We start from the raw sequence: 19,854 nt of genomic DNA on the forward strand, positions 1-19,854 counted from the left end.
CTTCTAAAATTCGTGCGACGCAAAAGGCGTCGCGATGTTTATGCCTGTGCAGCAAGGCATACTGCTTTGGCAACCCGATCGGTTGCATCCGGGATGGCGGCGGCACGTGCGCGCTCTGCCATCATTAATAATGTCTTGCGATCCCAGCCCGCCAGCGTCTCTACCACGGCATCGACGGTAAACTGCGGCTGTTCGAGGATTTTTGCCGCGCTCGCTTTTTCAAGCGGCAGGGCATTCCAGTACTGCTGCCGATCTTTATGCTGGAACGGCACAAACAGCGCCGGTAACCCCGCAGCGGCAATTTCGCTCACGGTCAACGCGCCGGAACGGCAGACCACAACATCGGCCCAGGCATAAGCGGCGGCCATGTCGTCAATAAATTCGGTAACTTTATGCTGCGGCTGACCGTTTTCCGCGTACGCCTGTTCAACGGTCTGCTGCGCGCCTTTGCCGCTCTGATGCCAGATAGTGACGCGATCAGCGAGCTTCGCCGCTGCCTGCGGCATGGTCTGGTTCAGAATACGTGCGCCCTGAGAGCCGCCTACCACCAGCACCCGCACCGGCCCTTCACGTCCGGCCAGGCGATCCTGCGGCAACGGCAGCGCCAGTACATCGGTACGCACCGGGTTGCCGACCACTTCCGCGTCAGCAAAAGCCCCCGGAAATGCCTGCATCACCGTTTTGGCGATTTTCGCCAGCCACTTGTTGGTCAGCCCGGCAATACCGTTCTGCTCATGCAGCACCACGGGAATGCCCAGCGACCAGGCTGCCAGCCCACCGGGGCCTGACACATAGCCGCCCATCCCCAGCACCACGTCCGGACGAAAGCGTTTCATAATGGCGCGCGCCTGACGCCAGGCGTTGAAAATACGCCAGGGCGCCAGCAGCAATGCTTTTACGCCTTTCCCGCGCAGGCCGGAAATGCGGATAAAATCGATCTCGATACCGTGTTTCGGCACTAAATCCGCTTCCATACGATCGGCGGTGCCCAGCCAGCGAACCTGCCAGCCCTCAGCCATTAAATGATGCGCAACTGCCAGCCCCGGGAACACATGTCCACCGGTACCGCCAGCCATCACCATTAATCGCTTCGCCTGAACACTCATCGAACACCTCGTGTAAACGCCTGGGCTTTTTCCAGACGCGTTTCATAATCAATACGTAACAGCAGCATGATCGCCGTCGACATAATCAGCAAACTGGAACCACCGTAACTGATCAGCGGTAACGTCAGACCCTTGGTTGGCAGCATACCGGCCGCTGCCCCGACGTTAACTAAAGCCTGGAAGCTAAACCAGACGCCGATCGAGCAGGCCAGGAAACCGGAAAAACGCTGATCGATCTCCAGCGCCTTGCGACCGATGGACATGGCGCGGAAAGCGACGAAGAATACCATCAAAAGCGCCAGTACCACACCGATATAACCCAGTTCCTCACCGATAATGGCGAAGATGAAGTCAGTATGCGCTTCGGGCAGATATTCCAGTTTCTGTACCGAATTCCCCAGACCCTGCCCCCATAATTCACCGCGACCAAATGCCATCAGCGACTGGGTAAGCTGGTACCCACTACCGAACGGATCGTCCCACGGACGCCAGAACGAGGTCACACGGCGGATACGGTACGGCTCGGCGAGGATCAACAGCACCACCGCGGAAATGCCCATGCCGATAATGGCGATGAACTGCCACAGCTTGGCACCGGCCAGAAACAGCATCGCCAGCGTGGTAACAAAGAGCACCACCACCGTACCGAGGTCAGGCTGCGCCAGCAGTAACACTGCCAGCACGAGGATCACGCCCATCGGTTTTAAGAAGCCGCGCAGGTTATTTCGCACTTCATCAACCTTACGCACCAGGTAGTTCGCCAGATAACAGAACAGCGACAGCTTGGTAAACTCCGCAGGCTGGAAACGCATCAGGCCTAAATCAATCCACCGCGATGCCCCGTTGATCGAGCTGCCCACCACCAGAACCAGCAGCAGCATGATAATGGCGAGAATTAACATCGCCGAACTGTAGCGCTGCCAGAACGTCATCGGCAGCCGCAGCGTGATCACCGCCAGACAAAACGCCAGGAACAGGTACAGCGCATCGCGCTTGGCGAAGAAAAACGGATCGTTGGTGAGACGCTGGCCGACCGGCATCGACGCTGAGGTCACCATGATAAACCCGACCGCACCAAGGCCAAGCGTGAGCCACAGCAGCATGCGGTCGTACATGATCAGACTGTCAGTGTCTTTCTCACGTGACCCCATCACCCAGCCGCGAAGCGCCGAGCCAATCCAGCCAAGGATACCCATCCCCGGCAGGCGCGGCAGTCGAAGGCGCGGGAGCGATAAACGCATCAGCCTAACTCCTTCGCCAGACGGGTAAAGACATCACCCCGTTGTTCGAAATTCTTAAACTGGTCGAGGCTGGCGCAGGCGGGAGACAGCAGCACCATATCGCCGGCTTTCACCTGCGGCGCGATCAGGCGCATCGCCTGTTCCATGGTTTCCGTTTGCACGGCAATATCCGGACGTAGCGCGGCAAGTTCCGCGCCATCGCGACCAAAGCAGTACAGGCGAACACGATCGCCCGTCAGGTAACACGTCAGCGGCGTGAAATCCGCCGATTTGCCATCGCCACCAAGCAGTAAATACAGTGTGCCGGCCACCTGCAAGCCGTTCAGCGCCGCTTCGGTGCTGCCGACGTTGGTGGCTTTGGAGTCATTGATCCAGCGCACGCCATTATGCTCCAGCGCCAGCTGGAAGCGGTGCGCAAGGCCGGTGAAGGTGGTCAGCGCTTTCAGGCTGCTGGCACGTGGAATGCCTGCGGCATCCGCCAGCGCCAGCGCGGCCAGCGCATTGGTGTAGTTATGCTGTCCGGTGAGCTTCATCTCTTTTACGTTCAGCACTTTTTCACCCTTCACGCGCAGCCAGGTTTCCCCCTGCTGGCGGTTGAGGTGATAGTCGCCCACATCTACGCCAAAGCTGATACAGCGCTCATCCGCACCGCGTACCGGCATGGTGAGTGCATCGTCGGCGTTCACCACGCAGACTTTCGCATTTTCATAGACCCGCAGTTTCGCCGCGCGGTACTGCTGTAAGCCAAACGGATAGCGATCCATATGATCTTCGGTGACGTTGAGGATCGTCGCTGCCACGCTGTGCAGGCTGGAGGTGGTTTCGAGCTGGAAGCTCGACAGTTCCAGCACGTACAGTTCACAGGCGCTGTCCAGCAGCATCAGCGCAGGCAAGCCGATGTTTCCGCCGACGCCAACATCCATGCCCGCGGCTTTCGCCATCTCGCCCACCAGGGTGGTGACGGTGCTTTTCCCGTTTGATCCGGTAATGGCGACGATGGGCGCCTGCGCTTCACGGCAAAACAGTTCGATGTCGCCGACAATCTCCACGCCTTCATCCGCAGCCGCGCTAAGCGATGGATGCGCCAGCGCCATGCCCGGACTGGCGACAATCAGATCGGCGGCCAGCAGCCAGTCGTCGTTCAGACTACCAAGATGGCGTTCCACCGTTTCCGGCAGCTTATCCAGCCCCGGCGGCGACACGCGCGTGTCCATCACTCGCGGCGTCACACCGCGCGCAAGGAAAAAGTCCACGCAGGACAGGCCGGTTAAACCTAACCCGATGATGACGACTTTTTTGCCCTGGTAATCTGCCATGATTAACGCACCTTCAGCGTTGCCAGTCCGATCAGGACCAGCATCAGCGAAATAATCCAGAAGCGCACGATCACGCGCGGCTCCGGCCAGCCTTTCAGTTCGTAATGATGATGAATTGGTGCCATGCGGAAAATTCGCTGGCCGCGCAATTTAAACGAGCCGACCTGCAGGATCACCGACAGGGTTTCCACCACAAAGACGCCGCCCATGATCACCAGCAGGAACTCCTGACGCAGCAGCACGGCGATAATGCCCAGCGCGCCGCCCAGCGCCAGCGAACCCACATCACCCATAAAGACCTGCGCCGGATAAGTGTTGAACCATAAGAAGCCAAGGCCTGCGCCGACAATAGCCGTACAGACGATCACCAGCTCACCGGCATGACGCAGATAAGGAATGTGCAGATAGTTGGCGAAATTCATGTTACCGGAGGCCCAGGCTACCAGCGCAAATCCCCCGGCGACAAACACCGTAGGCATGATGGCAAGGCCATCCAGGCCGTCGGTCAGATTGACCGCATTGCCGGTGCCGACAATCACGAAGTAGGCCAGCAGCACATAGAACAGGCCCAGCTGCGGCATCACGTCTTTGAAGAACGGCACCACCAGCTGCGTGGCTGGTGTGTCGTTACCGGCGAGGTACAGCGCGAACGCCACGCCCAGGGCAATCACCGACATCCAGAAATACTTCCAGCGGGCAATCAGCCCCTTAGTGTCTTTGCGTACTACTTTGCGGTAGTCATCCACAAAGCCAATGATGCCGTAACCCACCAGCACCACCAGTACGCACCAGACGTAGGGGTTGGACGGATAGGCCCACAGCAGTACGGAAATCACAATCGCGGTCAGGATCATGATCCCGCCCATGGTTGGCGTACCACGTTTACTGAAGTGCGATTCTGGGCCGTCGTTACGGACGACCTGACCAAAAGCGAGTTTTTGCAGACGGGCAATCATGCGCGGGCCCATCCACAACGAGATGAACAGCGCGGTCAGCAGGCTGACAATGGCGCGAAACGTCAGATAGGAAAAGACGTTAAAGCCAGAATAATATTTGACCAGATGCTCGGCCAGCCACACTAACATGTCCCATTCTCCTGTAATGCGTGTACTACCTCTTCCATGGCAGCACTACGTGAACCTTTCACCAGAATGGTGATAATTTGATGTTCTGCAATCAGCGCCTTAAGGCGCGTCACGACGGCAGACTTATCGCTAAAATGCTCGCCCACACCGCTGGCGTCGCTAAGGATTTTACTGGCTGTGCCGACGCTCAGGACCCGATCAAGGCCGGCGGCTTTCGCGGCGGCACCAACCTGCGCATGGCAGGCTTCGCTTTCTGCGCCAAGCTCGGCCATATCGCCTACCACCATCACGCGGTAGCCCGGCATTTCAGACAACACCTGCGCGGCGGCGGTCATGGAGCCGACGTTGGCGTTATAGGAGTCATCCAGCAGCAGCTGGTTTTCACCCAGCGCAATCGGGAACAAACGCCCCGGAACCGCTTTCAGCTGTGCCAGACCGGCTTTCACCGCCTCCAGCGTCGCGCCCACCGCCATAGACAGCGCGGTCGCAGCCAGCGCATTAGCAATGTTATGACGACCCGGCAGCGGCAGCAGCACGTCGACGTTGCCGGTCGGCGTCTGTAAGGTGAATTCCGTACCGTGAGAGGTCACATGGATATTCGTGGCAGTAAAGTCGCTGTTGGTAGCATTCGGGGAAAAACGCCAGGTTTTACGATCGCCAATCACACTCTGCCAGTTAAGCCAGTCGTTATTGTCCGCGTTCATGACCGCCACGCCGTTTTGCGGCAGCCCGGTGAAGATCTCACCTTTGGCCTTCGCCACACCGGCCAGCGATCCAAAACCTTCCAGATGCGCGGCGGCCAGATTGTTCACCAGCGCCGCTTCCGGGCGGGTCAGCCCCACCGTCCAGGCGATTTCGCCCTGGTGGTTGGCACCCAGTTCGATCACCGCAAATTCATGCTCCGGGGTCAGGCGCAGCAAGGTCATCGGCACACCGATGTCATTATTCAGATTGCCGGCGGTATAAAGTGTGTTGCCGCACTGGCTGAGGATCGCCGCGGTCATCTCTTTAACCGAGGTTTTGCCGGAAGAGCCGGTCAGCGCGACAACGCGCGTTGGCACCTGCTGACGTACCCAGGCGGCCAGTTCACCAAAGGCTAAACGGGTGTCTTTCACCAGCAGCTGCGGTAAATCACATTCCAGCTTGCGGCTCACCAGCAGCGCGCCTGCGCCGCCGTCTTTGGCGGTCGCGGCAAAATCATGCGCGTCAAAACGTTCGCCTTTCAGGGCCACAAACAGGCAGCCGGGCGTCAGTTTTCGCGTGTCGGTCGTCACCGCATCAATAGTCCGATCCGCACCGATCAGTTCGCCATTCAGGATCCCGGCAAGCTGGCTTAACGTTACGTTAATCATGCGACCACTCCCAGCAGACGGGCAGCCGTCACGCGATCCGAGTAATCCAGACGGTTGGTGCCAATAATCTGATAATCTTCATGTCCTTTGCCCGCCAGCACCACCACGTCATTCTCTTTGGCCTGCATAATGGCATTGGTTACTGCTTCCGCGCGGCCTTCCACGACACGGGCATGGCCTGCGTCCAGCATACCGGCCAGAATGTCGTTGATAATGGCACGCGGCTCTTCGGTACGCGGGTTGTCGTCGGTCACCACGGCGATGTCGGCGAACTGCTCGGCAATAGCGCCCATCAGTGGACGTTTGCCTTTATCGCGATCGCCGCCGCAGCCAAACACGCACCACAGTTTACCGGTGCAGTGCAGACGCGCTGCCTGTAAGGCTTTTTCCAGCGCATCCGGCGTATGAGCGTAATCCACCACCACGGTCGGTTTACCCGGCGCGGTGAACACTTCCATACGACCGCAAACGGGTTGCAGACGCGGGGCGGTTTTCAGCAGTTCACTCAACGGGAAATCCAGCGCCAGCAGCGTTGCCAGCGCCAGCAGTAAATTGCTGACGTTAAACGCGCCCATCAGACGGCTTTCAATTTCGCCTTCGCCCCAGGAGGAGTCAAAACAGATGGTCGCGCCGCTGTCGTGATATTTCACGTCAGTCGCCTTTAACCAGCGCCCATGGCAGTTCGGATTGATGTGGTCTTCCATCGACACGGCAACCGCATCCGGCAGTTTGGCGAGCCAGCGGCGGCCCACTTCATCATCGGCGTTTACAATGGCTTCGCCATACTGGTGCGCGGAAAACAACAGCCATTTCGCGGCTTCGTAATGTTCCATATCACCATGATAATCAAGGTGATCACGGCTTAAATTGGTAAACACGCTGGCGCGGAATTTGAGCGCCGCTACACGGTGCTGGATCAGACCGTGGGAAGAGACTTCCATCGCGGCCAGCGTCGCGCCCTGCTCTGCCAGACCAGCAATCACATGCTGCACATCGACCGCAGAGCCGGTGGTGTTTTCAGTAGGAATGACGTTGCCGAGTAAACCGTTACCGACGGTGCCCATCACGGCGCTGGTTTCGCCGAGCAACTGGCCCCACTGGGCGATCAGCTGCGTGGTGGTGGTTTTACCGTTGGTGCCAGTAACGCCAATCAGGCACAACCGATCTGACGGCTCATCGTAAAAACGCCCCGCCAGCGCGGAGAGGCGTTCATTAAGCTGGCTCAGGTAGATCACCGGCACGCCGTGCATTTCACGCACCTCGCCGTCGGTGGCTTCACCCTGCGCTTCGGCAATAATAGCGGCAACACCCTGTGCAATCGCCTGCGGGATATAACGACGCCCGTCCGTCTGATGGCCAACCACGGCCACAAAGAGATCGCCCGACGCCGCCACGCGGCTGTCGAGTGTCATTTCCCGAAGTGCTCTCGCAGGCAGTGCTGATACCCACGGAGCGAGTAGGTCGCGCAAATTACGATCTGCCACCTGTTGCCTCGCCTTGATTAATCACAAATTCACTTTTCTCGCCCGTCGCCAGCGCATCCGGTTCGATGTTCATGGTGCGCAGAACGCCGCCCATGATGGCACCGAACACCGGCGCGGAAACGGCGCCACCGTAATATTTACCCGCCTGCGGATCGTTAATCACCACCACCAGCGCGAAACGCGGCTGGCTGGCGGGCGCAACGCCTGCGGTGTAAGCAATGTATTTATTGATGTACTTCCCGTCCGGACCGACTTTTTTCGCTGTGCCGGTTTTGATGGCGATGCGGTAGCCTTTGATCGCCGCTTTCACGCCACCGCCGCCAGGCAGTGCCACGCTTTCCATCATGTGCACCACCGTGCGCACAATGGATTCCGGGAAGATACGTTCGCCCGGCACCGGGGGATCAACTTTGGTAATCGACAGTGGACGATAAACGCCATAGCTGCCAATCGTTGCGTAGACTCGCGCTAACTGTAACGGGGTTACCATTAGCCCGTAGCCGAAAGAGAAGGTGGCCCTCTCTATGTCAGACCACCGTTGTTTTTGAGGATATAAGCCACTGCGTTCTCCGACCAACCCCAAATTGGTCGCCTTTCCCAGTCCAAAGTGCGAGTAAGTTTCTACCAGCGCTGAGGACGGCATCGCTAACGCCAGCTTTGAAACACCGACGTTACTCGACTTCTGCAATACCCCGGTGAGGGTCAATTCGCTGTAACGCGCCACGTCTTTGATTTCGTGGCCATTAATCCGATAAGGCACGGTATTAAGCACCGTATTTTCCCGCACCACGCCGCGCTGTAGCGCCGTCATCACCACCATAGGTTTGACGGTCGAGCCAGGTTCGAAGACGTCGGTGATGGTGCGGTTACGCATGACATCTTTCTGCGTGCCGGTGAGATTGTTCGGGTTGTAAGAGGGGCTGTTCGCCATCGCCAGCACTTCACCGGTGTTCACGTCCACCAGCACCGCGCTGCCTGATTCGGCTTTGTTAAAGGCGACGGCGTTATTCAGTTCACGATAAACCAGCGCCTGCAGGCGTTCATCAATACTCAGCGCCAGGTTGTGGGCCGCCTGGCTGTCGGTAGAAGAGATGTCTTCGATCACACGACCGTAGCGGTCTTTACGCACAATACGCTCACCCGGCTGGCCGGTGAGCCATTTATCAAAGCTTTTTTCGACGCCTTCAATACCCTGGCTGTCAACGTTAGTAAAACCAATGAGGTGAGCGGTGACTTCCCCGGAAGGATAGTAGCGGCGTGACTCTTCACGTAAGTGAATGCCCGGCAGCTTGAGTTTTTTGATGTAGTCGCCCAGATCCGGGTTGACCTGACGCGCCAGATAGATAAAGCGCCCTTTCGGGTTGGCATTGACCCGCGCCGCGAGCTGATCAAGTGGCATGTTCAACGCATCGGAGAGCGCTTTCCAGCGGTTATCCAGTGAAATGCCGCCTGCGTCATGCAGCTCTTTCGGATCGGCCCAGATCGCTTTGACCGGTACGCTCACCGCCAGCGGGCGGCCTGAACGGTCGGTGATCATCCCGCGCGAGGTGGAGACTTCCTGTACGCGCAACGAGCGCAGATCGCCCTGTCGCACCAGCATATCCGGGTTGATGATCTGCAACCATGCTACGCGCCCCAGCAAAAATGCCAGCGCCAGTAAAATGCAACCGCAAAGCAACGCAAAACGCCAACTGATAAAGTTGGCTTGTTCTTCCTGGCGTTTCGGTTTTTGTGCCTTCGCCGCTGCTTTCATGCGTCGGGTAAATCCTTATTTTTGCACTACAATATTTTCTTGCGAAGGATCGACATGCTGCATCTGCAACTTTTCTGTCGCGATCCGCTCAACCCGGCTGTGATCGCCGAGCGCGTTCTCTTCAAGGATCAGGTTGCGCCATTCGATGTCCAGCGCATCACGCTCTACCACCAGCTGTTCGCGCTGTGCGGTGAGTAAGCGCGTGTGGTGCGCGGTGGTGACCACCGTGACCGCCGTGATAATGATGCAAATGAACAGACAGAGTGGCAGTTTCCCAAACCGCAAAAGATCGTCGCCGATCACGCCAGGCAAGGCATGGCGCTCGGTGCTTCCTAACGATTCTTTAACTTTGCTGAAGGTCTCTGTCACTCTGCCGATCATGCGTTCGTCCTCTCTGCAATACGCAGAACTGAACTACGGGCACGTGGATTCTCGGCCACTTCTTCATCGCCCGGCATCAACTTGCCTAAGGCTCGCAGATAACGGCCACCCAGCTTACTGAGTTGCGCTTCCGTCATCGGTAATCCCGCCGGCACTTGCGGACCGCGGCAGTTTTCACGCATAAAACGCTTCACAATACGGTCTTCAAGGGAGTGGAAACTTATGACGGAAAGCCGGCCTCCCGGGGCCAGCACGTCGAGCGAGTTTTTTAGCGCCAGCTCAATCTCTTCCAGCTCACTGTTAACCCAGATGCGCACCGCCTGGAAGGTACGGGTCGCGGGGTGTTTGAACTTATCTTTAATCGGCGTAGCGGCAGCAACGACTTCCGCCAGCGCTTTGGTGCGGGTCATCGGATCGAGACGGTTACGCTCGACAATGGCGCGGGCAATACGTTTAGCGAAGCGTTCTTCACCAAAGGTTTTCAGCACCCAGGCGATGTCGGCTTCTTCCGCTTTTTGCAGCCACTCGGCAGCTGACTGGCCGCGCGTGGGATCCATGCGCATGTCCAGCGGACCATCGCGCATAAACGAGAAACCACGTTCGGGATCGTCAAGCTGCGGAGAAGAAACGCCCAGATCAAGGAGAATGCCGTTAATCTTGCCGGTCAGCCCGCGCTCGGCGACGTAGTCTGCCAGTGCGGAAAAGGGACCATGCACAATAGAAAAACGCGGATCATCAATGGTGTTGGCAATAGCAATCGCTTCAGGATCGCGATCGATAGCCAGTAAGCGACCTTCCGCCCCCAGTTGAGAAAGGATCAGGCGTGAGTGCCCACCGCGGCCAAAGGTGCCGTCGATGTAAATGCCGTCCGGCTGAATATTAAGGCCATTAACGGCTTCATCCAGCAGGACTGAAGTGTGTTTAAAATTATCCATCATCGTTATAGAGACAAATCCTGCAATCGATCTGAAAGTTGTTCAGCACCAGATTGCTCAGCGTCGATATCTTCCCTGACCTGTTGATACCAGGTCGTTTCATCCCACAGTTCAAATTTATTAAACTGCCCGACCAGCATCACTTCTTTGTTTAGTCCGGCGTGTTGCCGTAAAACGGGCGGTATCAGTAAACGGCCCGCGCTGTCCATCTGGCATTCGCTGGCGTGGCCCAGCAATAAGCGCTGCACACGTCGCTCCAGCGGGTTCATGCTCGACAAACGCGATAATTTTTGCTCAATAATTTCCCATTCAGGGAGAGGATAAAGCAGCAGACAGGCGTGATGAATATCAATGGTACAAACCAATTGACCAGAAGCGTGCTCGACCAGAAATTCCCGATGACGGGTAGGCACAGCGAGCCGGCCTTTACTGTCGAGATTGACTAATGTTGCCCCACGGAACATGCCAGCTTCACCTCACCCTGACGCTTTTCACCACTTTATCCCACAATTCTCCACTGAGGGAGTTTACGGAGCGGAGGAAAAGCTTGTCAAGCCAGCACTGACGCTAACAGGATTAAAAGCATTCCTGTTAATGACGGTAATCAGCGTTGGGGAAATTTTGCCCACCCTGCGCTGCAAATTAACGTCATGAATATTTGTAAGAAAATAAACCCAATATCCTCACGAGCGTTGCCTCACACTTTCTTATCAGCGTTGAAATATAAAGTGTCAGTTTGCGACGCGGGCGGCATTTTAAGCGATATTGCATCCAGATGACAGCACCCGTTGAGGCTATGTGTAGCACGGCTCCGCTGCCATAAGCGCAATTAAAAAAAGAGGCGATGAAAAGTGGCTGTTAATTCAGCAAATGAGATATGGATGTAACAAAACAATTCAAAATAAACGAATACTTACTTCTTATTAGGGTTTAACGCGGCTAACAAATCATTTAGTGGCCGCCATATTAACGTCCCTGGCATTTTCATGGATTAATCCGATTCTTAAGGGAAGGTTATTAATTAAGGAAACAGGAAGAGAAGAGGCAGCCGCAGCTGCCTTTAAATACAGGTTAAATACGGCTTAACACGCCGCGGCGGTAAAGGTTACGGCGAATACGGCTCAGGCCTGGCTTCGGCTTGCGCGGTTCATCCAGGCTGGCCAGCACGATCTCCAGCACGCGCTCTGCCACATCCCGGTGACGTTGCGCCACAGCCAGCACCGGGCACTGCAGGAAGTCGAGCAGTTCGTGGTCGCCAAAGGTAGCGATAGCCAGATCTGACGGCAATTTGCCGTCCCGGCGCAGCGTGACGTCCATCACGCCCTGTAACAGCGCAAAAGAGGTGGTGAACAGTGCCTGTGGCATCGGATGTGTTTCCAGCCATTTTTCGAACAGTTGACCGGCAGCTTCCCGCTCATAACTGTTGGCATAGAGGTACTGCACTTCACGGGGATCATCTTTCCATGCCGTGCGGAAACCCTGCTCACGCAGAAAGCTCACCGACAGCTCCGGCAGCGCGCCTAAATACAGAACCGTTTCAGCCGGGAAAGTTCGCAACTCTGCGGCGAGCATTTCGGCGTCGTCCTGATCGGCACCGACCACGCTGGTGAAGTGTTCACGATCCAGCGCACGGTCAAGGGCGACAATCGGGAAGGCGTCGTTGGCCCAGCGCTGATAAAAAGGATGCTCGGGGGGTAATGAGGTGGAGACGATAATGGCATCGACCTGACGTTGCAGCAGATGTTCAATACAACGCATTTCGTTATCCGGCTGATCTTCCGAGCAGGCAATCAGTAATTGATAACCGCGCTGCCGCGCCTGGCGCTCCAGATAGTTTGCAATCCGCGTATAACTGGTGTTTTCCAGATCGGGGATCACCAGCCCAATCGATCGCGTACGTCCTGCACGCAGCCCGGCCGCTACCGCATTCGGATGGTAGTTATGCTCACGGACAACGGCCATGACTTTTTCGACGGTTTTATCGCTGACACGATACTGCTTCGCTTTACCGTTGATGACATAGCTCGCTGTGGTACGCGAGACGCCGGCTAGCCGGGCGATTTCATCCAGTTTCACAATTGCCTCTCAAGAAAAAAAGATACTCCATAACCTTTTTGAGGATATAGGTTAAATTCCATAACATCTAAACGCAGAAAAGTCACTGCGGCAACCGCTTTCGCGCATGGTTTCAATGGTATTCGCAAAAAAAAGCCCGACAACGAGTGTCGGGCCGGGAATTATGCTGACGCTATCGCCTTAACGCATGATCTTATCGCCGCGCGACAGACCCACGACGCCGGAGCGTGCCACTTCAACAATTTTGGCGACATCGCGGATGGTGGCGAGAAAGGCGTCCAACTTGTCACTGGTGCCGGCGAGCTGAACCGTGTAAATCGACGGCGTCACGTCAATGATCTGCCCGCGGAAGATCTCGGCGTTGCGTTTCACCTCTTCGCGTCCGTATCCGCTGGCCTGGATTTTCACCAGCATGATCTCGCGCTCAACGTGCGCGCCCTGCCCCAGTTCGTTGACGCGCAGTACGTCTACCAGCTTGTGCAGCTGCTTTTCGATCTGCTCAAGCACTTTAGCATCGCCCACCGTCTGAATGGTCATGCGGGAGAGCGTGGGATCGTCAGTGGGAGCCACGGTCAGGCTTTCAATGTTATAGCCGCGCTGGGAAAACAGGCCAATCACGCGGGACAACGCCCCGGATTCGTTTTCCAGTAACACAGATAATATCCGGCGCATAATCAGGTCCTCTCCGTTTTGCTTAACCACATCTCATCCATGCCGCCGCCGCGAATGTGCATCGGATAAACGTGTTCACTGCCGTCGACAATCACATCCACAAACACCAGGCGATTATTGCGTACCTGCGCAAGCGCCTCGGCCAGTTTACTTTCCAGCTCGGCGGGCTGCGTGATGCGTATCCCGACATGGCCGTAGGCTTCGGCGAGGCGCACGAAGTCAGGCAGCGAGGTCATGTACGACTGGGAGTGGCGACCCGAATAAATCATGTCCTGCCACTGCTTCACCATCCCCAGATAACCATTGTTCAGGTTCAGCACCAGCACCGGCAGCTCGTATTGCAGCGCGGTGGAGAGTTCCTGAATGTTCATCTGGATGCTACCGTCGCCGGTCACGCAGATCACCGTTTCGTCCGGCAGCGCCATTTTTACGCCCAGCGCCGCGGGCAGGCCAAAGCCCATGGTGCCGAGGCCGCCGGAGTTGATCCAGCGACGAGGCTTATCAAACGGATAATAAAGTGCGGCAAACATCTGATGCTGGCCGACGTCGGAGGTCACATACGCCTCGCCCTGGGTTAAGCGCCAGATGGTTTCGATCACCGCCTGTGGTTTAATGCTTTCGCTGCTGGTGTCATATCTAAGACACTGACGGGCGCGCCACTGATCGATTTGAAGCCACCAGTCGCGAATATCGTCCAGCGGCTGACTGCTCTCTTCCTGCGCCAACAGGTCCAGCATCTGCTCCAGCACCTGCCGCGCATCGCCGACAATAGGCACATCCGCCGCCACGGTTTTGGAAATGGACGTGGGATCGATGTCGATGTGCAGCACGGTGGCGTTGGGACAGTACTTCATCAGGTTGTTAGTGGTGCGATCGTCAAAACGCACGCCGACGGCAAAAATGACATCAGAGTGATGCATCGTTATGTTGGCTTCGTAGGTGCCGTGCATACCCAGCATGCCGAGCGCCTGACGATGTGTTGCCGGGAACGCCCCCAGCCCCATTAACGACGAGGCCACCGGCAGGTTGAGCTTTTCGATAAGCGTGCGTAGCTGCGTTTCACAGGCCGCATTCACCGCCCCGCCGCCGACGTAGACCACCGGCTTTTTCGCCGCGATCAGCGTTTGCAGCGCGCGTTTGATCTGGCCTTTGTGGCCCTGGGTGGTCGGATTATAAGAGCGCATGCTGACCGACTCGGGCCAGACATAGGGGAATTTGTTCGCCGGGTTCATGATGTCTTTTGGCAAATCGACCACCACCGGCCCCGGACGGCCACTCGCCGCCAGCCAGAACGCTTTTTTCAGCACACCGGGAATGTCTTCCGTCTGCTTGACGAGGAAACTGTGCTTTACCACCGGGCGGGAGATCCCCACCATGTCGCACTCCTGGAAAGCATCATAGCCGATGAGCGAGGTCGCCACCTGACCGGACAGCACCACCAGCGGAATGGAATCCATATACGCGGTAGCGATACCGGTAATGGCGTTAGTGGCACCCGGCCCTGAGGTCACCAGCACGACCCCGACTTCCCCGGTCGCACGTGCCAGCCCGTCCGCCATATGCACCGCCGCCTGCTCATGGCGCACCAGCACATGATCAATGCCCCCTACCGTATGTAAGGCATCATAAATATCAAGGACGGCGCCTCCGGGATAACCGAATACTTGCTTTACGCCCTGATCGATAAGCGACCGGACGACCATCTCGGCTCCAGACAACATCTCCATGGTTTGCCTCCAGGCATTATTTTGTTATTTGAGGATCACCTTAACCGCTCAAAATGAGGCAGGCAATTGGCAAACGTTTAGCCCGACGGTCATCAGGAAGTAGAATTAAGAGGTCGGCGAAGGTTAAAAAGAAGAATACACCATGATAAGTAAAGACGATGACTCATCATCACGGTAAAGCGGAGTGTGACAGGTAATCATGCATTTTTAACGCCGCGCTGACGGCCACGTTAAAAATGCATTAGTAGAAAATATCGCATTATGAATTTTTAGCAGAATAAATCTGACACTATACCGATACTGATCCTTAACGACGGCAAACGGAAACCAACAACTCCTCCATCCATTGATGGCCCTTATCGCGCCCTGCCGCTTCATGCCAGGAAAGGAAACAGGTGCGACTATTAAGTTTCAACGGTAACGGCAAAATTTGGAGTTCTAATTTATCGGCATATTCATCCGCTAACCAGCGCGGGGCAATGGCGACCAGATGCGTTTGCGATACCACATTCAGAACACTAATTAATGCCATCCCTTGATAAGCGATACAGCGCTGTTTTTCTGGCGTGTCATACCAGGCCTGGCTAAATGAGGCATAACGATCCAGTGCGACAACCGCATGTTCTTCGTTATACACATCACTTTCTCTTAATGGTCCAATCAGGCGCGGATGTTTTTTACTGGCGACCAGCACCATTTCGTCTTTAAACAGTGGAATACAGGAAAACTCCGGGCGACGAAACTCTTCGTAACCAATCACGAACTCAATTTCCTGATAGCGCAGTTGATGTTCCGTATTGTGATTGAGGGAAGATTTGAAGACTAAATGAATATTCGGGGCCATTTCTTCGACGCGATTATAAATCACCGACGTCAGATAATTATCCAGAGGGCTACAAACACATAAATTAAACACCCGCGCGCTGTTAATGGGTTCAAAACCCGCGCCTGGCAGTTCATTCTGAATGAGCTGCAACGCCTGACGAACTGAGCCGTACAGCTGGAAAGCGCGGGCGGTTGGCTGGATGCCGCGACCATAGCGGACAAACAGTTCATCATCGAACATCACTTTCAGACGGGCAACGGCGTTACTGACCGCGGGTTGCGACATCTGCAAATGCATCGCGGCGCGGGTGATATTTTGCTCCTGCATCACCACGTCAAATACCGTGAGTAAATTAAGGTCGACCATTCGCAGCTTTGGTTTCGTCGCTTCGGATGGATTAATATTGATAATGTTTTCTTCTGGCATATTGAACTCCACTGTCACGCCAACCTCCCTTTACTTATGCAGTAATAATTTCGTGAAATATTATTTACCATGCATATGAAACAAGAAAAAGAAGATTTTTACAAAATAGGAATACATAAAGATTTATTGATGAGTCAAGAGATTAAATTTAGTAATCAATCTGGCTGATTTGCGATCAATACATTCATCATGCAAGTTGCGGCAAATAAAAACATACATACCGTGAATATTCATAACCACTTTTATTTAAGATCTGTTTTAGTATTTCTTAACTCAAAACAATGACGCTTTGGCAAATTAACATAACCAACAAAATAGTTAACAATAAAACGTTAAGATAAAACCAGGCTCAGAAACAAGTAATGTAAAATCATGGTGATACAAACGGGGTTCTTATCATGTCGTTTTACAAGTAAACATAAACAGTCATGTGCATTTGTCACAAAATGCAAACGCACCATTTTCCCCAAAAAAGATGTCACTGGCTTAGCTGCCGCATACAGCACAATTACCTCATCTCGCCAGTCAGCAGACGCGGTTAAAAAAGGTGATTTGCCGAAGCGGGGGTTGACATCACATAACGTATCCAGTACCACTAGAGGTATATTGTATTCATCTGGAGCATGACACATGATTCGTCACATTCGTTTCGCCGGTCTACTACTACTAAACGCATCTTCATTGCGCGGTGGACTGGTGGGCGACACACAGAATTAAGTCATCTCCCGGTAGAATAACGAACCCGCGCTATTGCGCGGGTTTTTTTATGCTCGTAGCAAAGCGCCCTCAGACAGACAAGGACCTAAACCATGAGCCAGCAACAAGTCATTATTTTCGATACCACGTTACGTGACGGTGAACAGGCATTACAGGCAAGCCTGAGTGTGAAAGAAAAACTGCAAATCGCACTGGCGCTGGAACGTATGGGTGTTGACGTCATGGAAGTCGGGTTCCCTGTTTCTTCCCCTGGCGATTTCGAATCCGTGCAGACCATCGCCCGCCAGGTGAAAAAAAGCCGCGTCTGTGCCTTAGCGCGCTGTGTTGAGAAAGATATTGATGTGGCGGCGGAGTCGCTGAAAGTCGCGGAAGCCTTCCGTATTCATACCTTTATTGCTACCTCCCCAATGCACATCGCCACCAAGCTGCGCAGCACGCTGGATGAAGTCATTGAGCGCGCGGTCTACATGGTTAAACGCGCCCGTAACTACACCGACGATGTGGAATTCTCCTGTGAAGATGCAGGCCGCACGCCGATTGAAGACCTGGCGCGCGTGGTGGAAGCGGCGATTAACGCCGGGGCCAGAACCATTAATATTCCTGATACCGTCGGCTACACCATGCCCTTCGAATTCGCCAATATCATTAGCGGCCTGTATGAACGCGTGCCAAACATTGATAAGGCCATTATCTCCGTGCATACCCATGACGATTTGGGTCTGGCGGTGGGTAACGCCATCGCTGCGGTAAACGCCGGTGCGCGTCAGGTAGAAGGCGCAATGAACGGTATCGGCGAGCGTGCCGGTAACTGCTCACTGGAAGAAGTGATCATGGCGATCAAAGTGCGCCAGGACATCATGAAGCTGCACACCCGCATCAATCATCAGGAAATCTGGCGCACCAGCCAGATGGTCAGCCAGATCTGCAACATGCCGATCCCGGCCAATAAAGCGATTGTCGGCACCGGCGCCTTCGCCCACTCCTCCGGTATCCACCAGGACGGCGTGCTGAAAAACCGTTCCAATTACGAAATCATGACCCCGGAATCCATCGGTCTGAACCAGGTGCAGCTGAACCTGACCTCCCGCTCTGGCCGTGCCGCGGTGAAGCACCGCATGGACGAAATGGGTTATAAAGAAAGCGACTACAACCTGGACAACCTGTACGACGCCTTCCTGAAGCTGGCAGACAAAAAAGGCCAGGTATTCGACTACGATCTGGAAGCCTTAGCCTTTATTAACAAGCAGCAGGAAGAGCCGGAGCATTTCCGTCTGGATTACTTCAGCGTGCAGTCTGGCTCCAACGCCATTGCCACCGCCTCCGTGAAGCTGGTCTGCGGCGATGACGTCAAAGCCGAAGCCGCTAACGGTAACGGCCCGGTTGACGCGGTGTACCAGGCGATCAACCGTATTACCGACTACAACATCGAACTGGTGAAATACCAGTTAACCGCCAAAGGTCACGGCAAAGACGCGCTGGGCCAGGTGGACATCGTGGCGAACTATAACGGGCGTCGTTTCCACGGCGTGGGTCTGACCACCGATATCGTCGAATCCTCCGCCAAAGCCATGGTGCACGTGCTGAACAATATCTGGCGTGCTAACGAAGTCGAAAAAGAACTGCAACGCAAAGCCATTAAAGAAAACAATCAGGAAACCGTGTGATGTCTAAAAATTATCATATTGCAGTTTTGCCGGGCGACGGTATTGGCCCGGAAGTGATGGCGCAAGCCCTGAAAGTACTGGACGCGATCCGTAACCGTTTTGACATGCGTATTTCCACCAGCCACTACGATGTGGGTGGTATCGCCATTGACCGCCACGGCAATCCGCTGCCGCAGGCGACGGTCGAAGGCTGCGAGCAGGCCGATGCGGTGCTGTTCGGCTCCGTCGGCGGCCCGAAATGGGAAAACCTGCCGCCAGCCCAGCAGCCAGAGCGCGGTGCGCTGCTGCCGCTGCGCAAACACTTTAAGTTGTTCAGCAACCTTCGTCCGGCAAAGCTGTACCAGGGGCTGGAAGCTTTCTGCCCGCTGCGTGCCGATATTGCCGGGAACGGCTTCGACATCCTGTGCGTGCGTGAACTGACCGGCGGCATCTACTTTGGTCAGCCGAAGGGCCGCGAAGGCAGCGGTCAGCACGAAAAAGCGTTCGACACCGAGGTGTATCATCGTTTTGAGATCGAACGCATCGCGCGTATCGCCTTTGAATCGGCGCGTAAACGCCGCCACAAAGTGACCTCCATCGATAAAGCGAACGTCTTGCAGTCGTCGATCCTGTGGCGTGAAATCGTTAACGAAATCGCGCAGGAATACCCGGACGTTGAACTGGCGCATATGTACATCGATAACGCCACCATGCAGCTGATTAAAGATCCGTCGCAGTTTGACGTCCTGCTGTGCTCCAACCTGTTCGGCGACATCCTCTCTGACGAATGCGCGATGATCACCGGCTCAATGGGTATGTTGCCGTCCGCCAGCCTGAACGAGCAGGGCTTTGGTCTGTACGAACCGGCCGGTGGCTCCGCGCCGGATATCGCCGGGAAAAATATCGCCAACCCGATCGCGCAGATCCTGTCGCTGGCGCTGCTGTTACGCTACAGCCTGGACGCGAACGAGGCCGCCACGGCCATTGAAGTTGCCATTAACCGCGCGCTGGAAGAAGGCGTGCGTACCGGCGACCTGGCCCACGGCGCTGCCGCTGTCAGTACCGATGAAATGGGCGACATTATTGCCCGTTATGTTTCCGAAGGGGTGTGATC

17 protein-coding genes are annotated in these 19,854 nt (G+C 55.5%); 3 read left to right on the plus strand and 14 right to left on the minus strand.

Annotation, left to right across the window (positions count from 1 at the left end):
* Positions 1-38 precede the first annotated feature (38 nt).
* From murG to leuO, 14 genes are all read right to left on the minus strand, one after another.
* Complete coding sequence (gene murG, locus KW828_RS12050; protein WP_218336577.1) at positions 39-1,106, minus strand: undecaprenyldiphospho-muramoylpentapeptide beta-N-acetylglucosaminyltransferase; 1,068 nt, start codon at positions 1,104-1,106, stop codon at positions 39-41.
* On the minus strand, positions 1,103-2,347 hold the full coding sequence (ftsW, locus tag KW828_RS12055; protein WP_218336578.1) for a cell division protein FtsW: 1,245 nt from the start codon (positions 2,345-2,347) through the stop codon (positions 1,103-1,105). Before ftsW ends, murG begins: the two co-directional genes overlap by 4 nt.
* The gene (gene murD, locus KW828_RS12060; protein WP_218336579.1) at positions 2,347-3,663 is read right to left on the minus strand and encodes a UDP-N-acetylmuramoyl-L-alanine--D-glutamate ligase; all 1,317 of its coding nucleotides are present in this window, start codon (positions 3,661-3,663) and stop codon (positions 2,347-2,349) included. Before murD ends, ftsW begins: the two co-directional genes overlap by 1 nt.
* 2 nt (positions 3,664-3,665) lie before the next feature.
* On the minus strand, positions 3,666-4,748 hold the full coding sequence (gene mraY, locus KW828_RS12065; protein ID WP_072570598.1) for a phospho-N-acetylmuramoyl-pentapeptide-transferase: 1,083 nt from the start codon (positions 4,746-4,748) through the stop codon (positions 3,666-3,668).
* Entirely contained in the window at positions 4,742-6,100 is a 1,359-nt protein-coding gene (murF, locus tag KW828_RS12070; RefSeq protein ID WP_218336580.1) for a UDP-N-acetylmuramoyl-tripeptide--D-alanyl-D-alanine ligase, read from the minus strand. The genes mraY and murF overlap by 7 nt, the downstream gene beginning before the upstream one ends.
* Positions 6,097-7,584, minus strand: a complete 1,488-nt coding sequence (gene murE / locus KW828_RS12075; RefSeq protein ID WP_218336581.1) for a UDP-N-acetylmuramoyl-L-alanyl-D-glutamate--2,6-diaminopimelate ligase — start codon at positions 7,582-7,584, stop codon at positions 6,097-6,099. The genes murF and murE overlap by 4 nt, the downstream gene beginning before the upstream one ends.
* A complete protein-coding gene (gene ftsI / locus KW828_RS12080) occupies positions 7,571-9,337 on the minus strand; it encodes a peptidoglycan glycosyltransferase FtsI (RefSeq protein WP_218336582.1) in 1,767 nt (588 codons plus the stop codon). Before ftsI ends, murE begins: the two co-directional genes overlap by 14 nt.
* A 15-nt stretch (positions 9,338-9,352) precedes the next feature.
* On the minus strand, positions 9,353-9,718 hold the full coding sequence (gene ftsL / locus KW828_RS12085; RefSeq protein WP_088220800.1) for a cell division protein FtsL: 366 nt from the start codon (positions 9,716-9,718) through the stop codon (positions 9,353-9,355).
* Complete coding sequence (gene rsmH / locus KW828_RS12090; protein WP_218336583.1) at positions 9,715-10,656, minus strand: 16S rRNA (cytosine(1402)-N(4))-methyltransferase RsmH; 942 nt, start codon at positions 10,654-10,656, stop codon at positions 9,715-9,717. Before rsmH ends, ftsL begins: the two co-directional genes overlap by 4 nt.
* Before the next feature lie 2 nt (positions 10,657-10,658).
* On the minus strand, positions 10,659-11,117 hold the full coding sequence (gene mraZ, locus KW828_RS12095; RefSeq protein WP_218336584.1) for a division/cell wall cluster transcriptional repressor MraZ: 459 nt from the start codon (positions 11,115-11,117) through the stop codon (positions 10,659-10,661).
* Between the two features lie 607 nt (positions 11,118-11,724).
* Complete coding sequence (gene cra / locus KW828_RS12100; RefSeq protein WP_129361815.1) at positions 11,725-12,729, minus strand: catabolite repressor/activator; 1,005 nt, start codon at positions 12,727-12,729, stop codon at positions 11,725-11,727.
* A gap of 180 nt (positions 12,730-12,909) precedes the next feature.
* On the minus strand, positions 12,910-13,401 hold the full coding sequence (gene ilvN, locus KW828_RS12105) for an acetolactate synthase small subunit (protein ID WP_072570582.1): 492 nt from the start codon (positions 13,399-13,401) through the stop codon (positions 12,910-12,912).
* Positions 13,402-13,403: 2 nt separating this feature from the next.
* Positions 13,404-15,128, minus strand: a complete 1,725-nt coding sequence (gene ilvI / locus KW828_RS12110) for an acetolactate synthase 3 large subunit (RefSeq protein WP_218336585.1) — start codon at positions 15,126-15,128, stop codon at positions 13,404-13,406.
* 307 nt (positions 15,129-15,435) lie between these two features.
* Entirely contained in the window at positions 15,436-16,380 is a 945-nt protein-coding gene (gene leuO / locus KW828_RS12115; RefSeq protein WP_218336586.1) for a transcriptional regulator LeuO, read from the minus strand.
* A 630-nt stretch (positions 16,381-17,010) separates the two neighbouring features.
* Between leuO and leuL the strand changes: the two genes are divergently transcribed.
* The 3 genes from leuL (at position 17,011) to leuB (ending at position 19,852) form a co-directional block, all read left to right on the plus strand.
* Positions 17,011-17,097 carry a leu operon leader peptide gene (gene leuL, locus KW828_RS22130; RefSeq protein ID WP_129361881.1) on the plus strand — a complete coding sequence of 29 codons (87 nt, stop codon included), beginning with the start codon at positions 17,011-17,013 and terminating at the stop codon, positions 17,095-17,097.
* Positions 17,098-17,189: 92 nt separating this feature from the next.
* Positions 17,190-18,761 (plus strand): 2-isopropylmalate synthase, encoded by a 1,572-nt coding sequence (gene leuA, locus KW828_RS12125; protein ID WP_218336587.1) that lies wholly within the window; start codon positions 17,190-17,192, stop codon positions 18,759-18,761.
* Positions 18,761-19,852, plus strand: coding sequence for a 3-isopropylmalate dehydrogenase (gene leuB / locus KW828_RS12130; protein WP_218336588.1), 1,092 nt, complete (start codon positions 18,761-18,763; stop codon positions 19,850-19,852). Before leuA ends, leuB begins: the two co-directional genes overlap by 1 nt.
* The last annotated feature ends 2 nt before the right edge of the window (positions 19,853-19,854 follow it).

Origin of the sequence: Enterobacter sp. ENT03, from assembly GCF_019218745.1 — a bacterium.
Lineage (GTDB): Bacteria > Pseudomonadota > Gammaproteobacteria > Enterobacterales > Enterobacteriaceae > Enterobacter_D.

Coding starts and splice junctions, on each gene's coding strand:
- ftsW (WP_218336578.1), bottom strand. CDS start 2,347: ATGCGTTTATCGCTCCCGCGCCTTCGACTGCCGCGCCTGCCGGGGATG.
- ilvN (WP_072570582.1), bottom strand. CDS start 13,401: ATGCGCCGGATATTATCTGTGTTACTGGAAAACGAATCCGGGGCGTTG.
- rsmH (WP_218336583.1), bottom strand. CDS start 10,656: ATGATGGATAATTTTAAACACACTTCAGTCCTGCTGGATGAAGCCGTT.
- leuA (WP_218336587.1), top strand. CDS start 17,190: ATGAGCCAGCAACAAGTCATTATTTTCGATACCACGTTACGTGACGGT.
- mraZ (WP_218336584.1), bottom strand. CDS start 11,117: ATGTTCCGTGGGGCAACATTAGTCAATCTCGACAGTAAAGGCCGGCTC.
- leuL (WP_129361881.1), top strand. CDS start 17,011: ATGATTCGTCACATTCGTTTCGCCGGTCTACTACTACTAAACGCATCT.
- murG (WP_218336577.1), bottom strand. CDS start 1,106: ATGAGTGTTCAGGCGAAGCGATTAATGGTGATGGCTGGCGGTACCGGT.
- leuO (WP_218336586.1), bottom strand. CDS start 16,380: ATGCCAGAAGAAAACATTATCAATATTAATCCATCCGAAGCGACGAAA.
- ftsL (WP_088220800.1), bottom strand. CDS start 9,718: ATGATCGGCAGAGTGACAGAGACCTTCAGCAAAGTTAAAGAATCGTTA.
- ilvI (WP_218336585.1), bottom strand. CDS start 15,128: ATGGAGATGTTGTCTGGAGCCGAGATGGTCGTCCGGTCGCTTATCGAT.
- murF (WP_218336580.1), bottom strand. CDS start 6,100: ATGATTAACGTAACGTTAAGCCAGCTTGCCGGGATCCTGAATGGCGAA.
- mraY (WP_072570598.1), bottom strand. CDS start 4,748: ATGTTAGTGTGGCTGGCCGAGCATCTGGTCAAATATTATTCTGGCTTT.
- murD (WP_218336579.1), bottom strand. CDS start 3,663: ATGGCAGATTACCAGGGCAAAAAAGTCGTCATCATCGGGTTAGGTTTA.
- ftsI (WP_218336582.1), bottom strand. CDS start 9,337: ATGAAAGCAGCGGCGAAGGCACAAAAACCGAAACGCCAGGAAGAACAA.
- leuB (WP_218336588.1), top strand. CDS start 18,761: ATGTCTAAAAATTATCATATTGCAGTTTTGCCGGGCGACGGTATTGGC.